The sequence below is a fragment of the Endozoicomonas sp. ONNA1 genome (assembly GCF_024606325.1).
Classification (GTDB): Bacteria; Pseudomonadota; Gammaproteobacteria; order Pseudomonadales; family Endozoicomonadaceae; genus Endozoicomonas_A.
This window is the reverse complement of sequence record NZ_JAHHPN010000225.1, coordinates 1-6,659: the sequence shown is the minus strand read 5'-3', so window position 1 is coordinate 6,659 and position 6,659 is coordinate 1. Positions and strand designations below refer to the sequence as shown.

At 48.5% G+C, this 6,659-nt stretch carries 6 protein-coding genes and 2 tRNA genes; 3 read left to right on the top strand and 5 right to left on the bottom strand.

What is annotated here, in order from left to right; translation table 11 throughout:
* Positions 1-48: 48 nt before the first annotated feature.
* From cls to ychF, 5 genes are all read right to left on the bottom strand, one after another.
* Complete coding sequence (gene cls, locus KDK19_RS05370; RefSeq protein ID WP_257255504.1) at positions 49-1,515, bottom strand: cardiolipin synthase; 1,467 nt, start codon at positions 1,513-1,515, stop codon at positions 49-51.
* 113 nt (positions 1,516-1,628) lie between these two features.
* Positions 1,629-2,408, bottom strand: coding sequence for a TSUP family transporter (locus KDK19_RS05365; protein ID WP_257255503.1), 780 nt, complete (start codon positions 2,406-2,408; stop codon positions 1,629-1,631).
* Between the two features lie 312 nt (positions 2,409-2,720).
* Positions 2,721-2,795: transfer RNA gene (locus KDK19_RS05360), tRNA-Gln, on the bottom strand.
* 90 nt (positions 2,796-2,885) lie between these two features.
* A tRNA-Met gene (locus KDK19_RS05355) sits at positions 2,886-2,962 on the bottom strand.
* Between the two features lie 295 nt (positions 2,963-3,257).
* On the bottom strand, positions 3,258-4,349 hold the full coding sequence (gene ychF, locus KDK19_RS05350) for a redox-regulated ATPase YchF (protein ID WP_257255502.1): 1,092 nt from the start codon (positions 4,347-4,349) through the stop codon (positions 3,258-3,260).
* A gap of 288 nt (positions 4,350-4,637) precedes the next feature.
* Here ychF and KDK19_RS05345 point away from each other — a divergent pair, with 288 nt between their 5' ends.
* From KDK19_RS05345 to KDK19_RS05335, 3 genes are all read left to right on the top strand, one after another.
* Positions 4,638-5,345 carry a DUF2064 domain-containing protein gene (locus KDK19_RS05345; RefSeq protein ID WP_257255501.1) on the top strand — a complete coding sequence of 236 codons (708 nt, stop codon included), beginning with the start codon at positions 4,638-4,640 and terminating at the stop codon, positions 5,343-5,345.
* Positions 5,338-6,390 carry a methyltransferase domain-containing protein gene (locus tag KDK19_RS05340; protein ID WP_257255500.1) on the top strand — a complete coding sequence of 351 codons (1,053 nt, stop codon included), beginning with the start codon at positions 5,338-5,340 and terminating at the stop codon, positions 6,388-6,390. The genes KDK19_RS05345 and KDK19_RS05340 overlap by 8 nt, the downstream gene beginning before the upstream one ends.
* On the top strand, positions 6,381-6,659 hold a 279-nt coding region (locus tag KDK19_RS05335), incomplete at its 3' end, for a radical SAM protein (RefSeq protein WP_368736440.1). The genes KDK19_RS05340 and KDK19_RS05335, both read left to right, overlap by 10 nt.

Genomic DNA, 6,659 nt, shown 5'->3' with positions numbered 1-6,659 from the left:
ACCAATTTATTGCAACCGCAGTAGGACAGCCTTAAGTCCGACAGGCTGCTAGAGCAAAGGACTTAACAGCTGAAATAAACTTTCAAGAAATCTTCTGTTGACAGACCTCTGACTCCACAAAGACAAGCGAACACGCTCAGAACTCTGCATATACTGATCCAGAAGCGTCGCCATGGTTTGGCTGAAAGCTCTGTCATAGATGATCATGGTCACTTCATAATTCAGCCAGACACTGCGCATATCCAGATTGACTGTACCAAACAAAATGGTGGATCGATCGACCAGAACGCACTTGGTATGCAGTAACCCTCCCTTGAACTGCAATATTTTTATCCCTGCATTTAACAAGTCTTCATAGTAGGAACGACTGGCATGGTGAACCATCCTGGAGTCATTTTTGTGGGGAACCAGCAATTGAACGTCCACCCCTCTCATGGCTGCTGACTTCAGGGCGGTCAGCAATGATTCGTCGGGAACAAAATAAGGCGTGGATATCAGCAGCTCTTCTTTGCTTTCATAAATCGCTGTCAGCAAAACCTGATGAAGCCTTTCCCGATCGATACCCGGTCCTGATGGCAACACATGAACATCAGCACCGGCATAACTGTCCAGACAAGATGGTGGAAACTCGTAAGTGGCATTAAACGACGAATGCTTCTCACCCGTTTCAAGCGCTTTATCCCAATGAGCAATAACCGCCATAACGTGGGCAGGAATACCCTCTACCCTTACCATCGCATCTATCCATTGCCCGACATTGGCTCTCTGACGAAAGTGAACCGGATCGACCAGATTAAAGCTGCCACTCCAGGCGATCTCATCGTCAATCACGAGAATTTTGCGATGGTTGCGGATATCAACCCGTTCAAAGAGCATCCTCAAAAGGCCAACCGGCATGGAGCCTGTCACACTGATGCCTTCCAGACGGAAACGTCTTGCCCACTCACCGCGAAGAAACTGTCGGCTACCCACCGCATCAAGTATTACCATGCAGTCAACGCCACGTCGTGAGGCTCTGATCAGGGCCTCTGCCAAAACCTTGATTCGCCCCTTGGGCTCACAGATATAGAACTCCAGAACAATGCTGTGCCTGGCTTTCTCTATATCCTGTAACAGGCCATGAAGGATCGCATCGGTTTCATGAAACAACTGAAGCTTGCTGCAGGGCAACACCGGAATGCCCAAAGTCTGCTCCGCCAGCTTGTAGATCCCCGTGTGAGGGGTATTGGAGGGACACTCGAGCTGCCTCTGGGTGATCACTCTCGACAGGTGACTGGACCACTGTTCATAGTCGGGATAGAGGCTTTCCAGACGTCGGTGCCTTCTTTTTCCAAGACGTCTTGAGCCAAACAAAAGGTAAAAGAAGAAACCGGCTATCGGCAGAATGAACAGCAACAATATCCAGGCCAGTGTCACACCTACTGGCCTGCGCTGCATAATGATGTGTATTCCAAAGGCTATGATCAGGGCAAGATAGATTCCCCCGAACAATGCACTGAGCCAACTGCTGTCCATTCAAATACTCGGGCGACGTTATTCTTGCCAAAACCAGTTATGAGACTCCGGGACGAGGAGCCTGTCGGACTATCTATAATAACGTTAATCTGTCACTTGCGCAGAAAAACCTTTTAAAACAGCAAGTGTCCGTAATCATCCCACATGAGCTTGCCGGTCATAACCAGTGAAATAATGACGATCATGGGACGAATAATCTGCTGACCACGCTTCACAACCATTCTTGATCCCAGTCGGGCACCGATGAACTGGCCAACCAGCATGATTCCCCCTACAGCCCAGACAACCTGACCACCCAATATAAAGAACAGCAGGGAGGCTACATTACTGGTACAGTTCAGAACCTTGGTGTGAGCCGTTGCCATGACCAGGGAATAACCAAGGAGACTGACGAAGGCTATGGCGAAGAAAGAGCCCGTACCCGGCCCAAAGAAGCCATCATAAAAGCCAATCCCCAGCCCTGCTGTGCAGGCAAAAGCCGTCAGGCTCATTCTGGCAGTAGCAGCCCCGGCAATTCGGGCACTGGGGGAAATAATGAAGTAAGCAGCTATACCCAACAACAGGAAGGGAATGGTCTGCCTCAACACCGAAGCATCAATCATCTGCACCAGAATCGCGCCTGCAGCGCTGCCAACAAAGGTCATGAAAATGGCGAAGCGCATTTCCCTGAGATTCACCAGACCTCTTCGAACAAAATAGACACTGGCAGAGAAAGAGCCGCCTGTGGACTGTAATTTGTTAGTCGCCAGAGCCTGTGCCGGGGAAAGCCCCACCGCCAGAAGTGCAGGAACTGTAATCAATCCGCCACCGCCCGCAACAGAATCAACAAAACCAGCCAGAACCGCAACAAGAAACAGCAAAAGCCCCCAATCAAGGGTGAGTACAAAATCCAAAACAGGCCTCAACTTTATGGAGTGTCAGGTTAGTAATCTCTCAGAAACTAACGCAAATGTTTATTCTTTAATGACGAAATTTGTTTTTTCACGGAATTATCTTGATGTTTTGGGTCTTCGACTATTTGCAATGACAACAGATGGACACTCAGACACATCACTTCATGTTCAATGTGACATACGATAACCCAAATAAATCAGACCACCCAGCTCAAAACAAGTTGGGCATAATTTAAACCGGTAAACATTGATACTCTCTGAAAACACCAAAAACGAAAAAGCCCGACGGGTTTTAGTCGGGCTTTAGAAAGATGGCTGGGGTGGAGGGATTCGAACCCCCGCATGGCAGGATCAAAACCTGCTGCCTTACCGCTTGGCGACACCCCAGCAAATACGAAATGTTTTATCGGGTGAGGACATTCCGTGGACACTCTCGACCCTACGTTAACAGTCGCCTACACGCAAACTGCTCAATAATGGTAGCTAGGGGCAGATTCGAACTGCCGACCCCAGCATTATGAGTGCTGTGCTCTAACCAACTGAGCTACCTAGCCGCCGAAAGATGGTGCGCATTGTCAGGATTTAACACTGTCCTGTCAACTGTTTAAGCGGCTTTTTTGGGCACCTTCAGAAAACCCCTATCGCTGTTTCGTATTTTTAAAGACACTGAATTTTGCCTTATTCAAAATCCTTTCATTTTCTCGAAACGCACGGTCAGCGCATCCATTCACACCTGTCTGAATAAGATCAATGTCAATAGCAACATTCAATAGCTCTTTCCAGAACGTTATATGCTGACAACACCCGATATAAAAGACAGGGCTAACTGAACAAGCCGCCCCGCTTGAATCAGACGTTGAAACGAAAATGCATCACATCGCCATCTTTAACGATATAGTCCTTGCCTTCAACTCTCAAACGACCGGCTTCCTTGGCACCCTGCTCACCGTTGTACTGAACGAACTCATCATAAGCCGTCACTTCAGCACGAATAAATCCACGCTCAAAGTCAGTGTGGATCACACCTGCGGCCTGAGGTGCCGTGGCACCGATCTTCACGGTCCAGGCGCGAACCTCTTTAACTCCCGCAGTGAAGTAAGTCTGCAGTCCAAGCAGTTCATAACCACCACGAATCACACGATCCAGGCCCGGCTCTTCCATACCCAGATCGGCCAGAAATTCATCCCGCTCTTCGTCTTCGAGTTCAGCGATCTCAGCTTCCAGCTTGTTGCAGACAGTCACTACAACGGAACCCTCGCTCTGAGCAATGTCACGGACAACATCAAGGTAAGGATTATCTTCAAAGCCATCTTCATCGACGTTGGCAATGTACATGGTGGGTTTCGTAGTAAGAAGATGGAAGGTTTTAGTCAGCTTTTGCTCTTCGTCAGTCATATCCAGAGAACGAACAGGACGACCCTCTTCCAGATGAGGAACAATTCTTTCCAGCAGGGCTTTCTGGGCTTTTGCATCCTTGTCGCCACTCTTGGCTACACGGGTTACACGCTGCAGCTGCTTTTCACAACTTTCCAGGTCGGCCATGGCCAGCTCGATATTGATAATGCCAATATCCGCCGCCGGATCGATCTTGTTGGCCACATGGATAACGTTGTCATTCTCAAAGCAACGAACCACGTGGGCAATAGCATCTGTCTCACGAATATTAGCCAGGAATTTGTTGCCCAAACCTTCACCCTTGGAGGCACCTTCTACCAGGCCAGCAATATCGACAAATTCCATAGTAGTGGGCAACACACGCTCAGGCTTAACAATTTCAGCCAGCCTGTTCAGACGAGGATCGGGCATAGCCACGACACCCGAATTTGGTTCAATAGTACAGAAAGGAAAGTTTTCTGCATCAATCCCTGCCTTGGTCAAAGCATTGAACAGTGTTGATTTGCCGACGTTGGGCAGACCAACGATGCCACATTTAAAGCCCATAAAAAGTTACCAGGGGAAATTCAAAAAATTTGGGGAACGATTATAAAGCCCGACCTGAATTGACACCAGTATTATGCCTGACTGTTGCTCCCGGATTTATACTAACCCAAACTAACGAGATTCCTACGTCAGCATAACAGCAGCTGGCATGCAGACAATCTCACAGAAAGCTTTGAAAAAATAACCAGAGCCATGAATCCAAATCACAGTTTCTGCAGTATAGGTATGCAATAGCAGACGGGAATCTCGCTCTTTCGTTCACATCAGCCAAATCTAAATCAAAGAATAATGATGGGCCACGAGCTTAATCTGATACAAAAGACAACATTAATACTTGTGTGCAAGAAACCAACCTTACGTCAGGGAAAACAGCGTCTCGCTGCTGACATAGGGACTGAAGAGGCTCTGACTGTTGCTCAACACCTGCTTGCTTGCGCGCTGGAAGATTTATCAGAGTGGCCAGGCCAAAAGGTAATTGCCCCCTCTCATGAAAGCGACTGTGTCTGGGCCAGTCAGCTTCTGGAAGACGAGCACGCCCTGATAGTACCCCAAGGCTCAGGTAACCTCGGTGCGAGACTGAATCACATCGACAATGAACTGAGACGCCAGGGAAAAGAAAGCCTCATCTATATCGGCAGTGACTCTCCGACACTCAGCTTCAGGCACCTCTCGGACGCAGCACAAAGACTCAAGACATACGACACAGTATTCAGCAAGGCCAGTGATGGCGGTGTCACCATCATGGCAAACCGAACTCATTGGCCTGACCTTTCAAACCTGCCCTGGAGCACAGAATCTCTGGAAGCTTCACTGGCCAAACTTTGTCGTCAATCATGCTTATCCGTCGGCTATGCTCTTTCTGGTCAGGATGTTGATCATTCAGAGGATTTGCTCGGAGTTTTCCCCGAACTGAATAGTGACAACCGACCTGCCCGAAGGGCACTGGCAAAACACATTAGAACTGTTTTCAAACAAGGAGACACCCCTCATGCATGAAACAGTACAGAATTACTATGGCAAGACCCTTCAGGGCAGCAACGACCTCCAGACCAATGCCTGCTGCACAGATACAGCCATGCCAGGCCATCTGAAAAGCGCTCTTGCCAACATACATGACGAGGTTCTGAGCCATTATTACGGCTGCGGACTGGTCTGCCCTGAGCAACTACAGGGCGCCAGAATACTGGATCTTGGCTCCGGATCGGGTCGTGACTGTTATGCTCTGGCTCAGATGGTAGGAGAGCAGGGTTATGTCGTCGGTGTCGACATGACAGACGAACAGCTTGCCATAGCCAACCGACATGTCGAATACCACCGGGAAAAATTCGGCTATTCAAAAGCCAACACAGAGTTCCTTAAAGGCTATATTGAGAAGCTGGATCAACTGAGCCTTGAAGAAAACAGCTTCGACATGATCATTTCAAACTGCGTAATCAACCTTTCTCCGGACAAGGAAGCGGTACTCAGGGAAGCCTGGCGTCTGCTAAAATCAGGCGGCGAACTCTACTTCTCTGACGTCTATTCTGATCGCCGCATTCCCGCTGAACTGGTTAATGATCCGGTTCTTTATGGAGAATGTCTGAGTGGCGCTCTTTATTGGAATGACTTTTTGAATCTGGCTAAAAAGGCCGGTTTCACGGATCCCAGGCTTGTGGAAGACAAGCCTGTCACCATCAATAATAGTGAGATAGAAGCCAGAGTAGGTAACATCCGGTTTTTCTCTGCGACTTATCGATTGTTCAAACTACCAGAACTGGAAAGTCATTGTGAGGATTATGGGCAGGCTGTGATCTATAAAGGCACGATTGATCACCACCCCGACACCTTCTATCTGGATGGACATCATCCCATTACCCAAGGCAAGGTTTTCCCGGTTTGCGGCAACACCTGGAGAATGTTGCACGACACAAGATTCCGTGAACACTTTGAATTCATTGGCAACTTCAGCACCCACTATGGCATTTTTGATGACTGCGGAATTTCATTGCCCTTCTCATCTTCGACCAATGAGAACACAGGAAGTAATGGATCATGCTGCTAACCGATACACCTCCAAACGCTAAAAGCCAGAATTGGCACTTTACGCCTGATGGCAGCCCCAGAGGCTATATCAAACCCCATCAATTGAAAGAGCTTTGGTTTCATACCGGAACCCGCTGCAATCTTTCCTGTAGCTTTTGTCTGGAAGGTTCAAGTCCGGCCAGCAAGAGGCTGGATGCCCCCACTCTCAAAGAAGTAAAACCATATATTGATGAAGCACTTGAGCTGGGTGTTGAACAGTTCTCACTTACCGGAGGTGAGCCTTTTGTC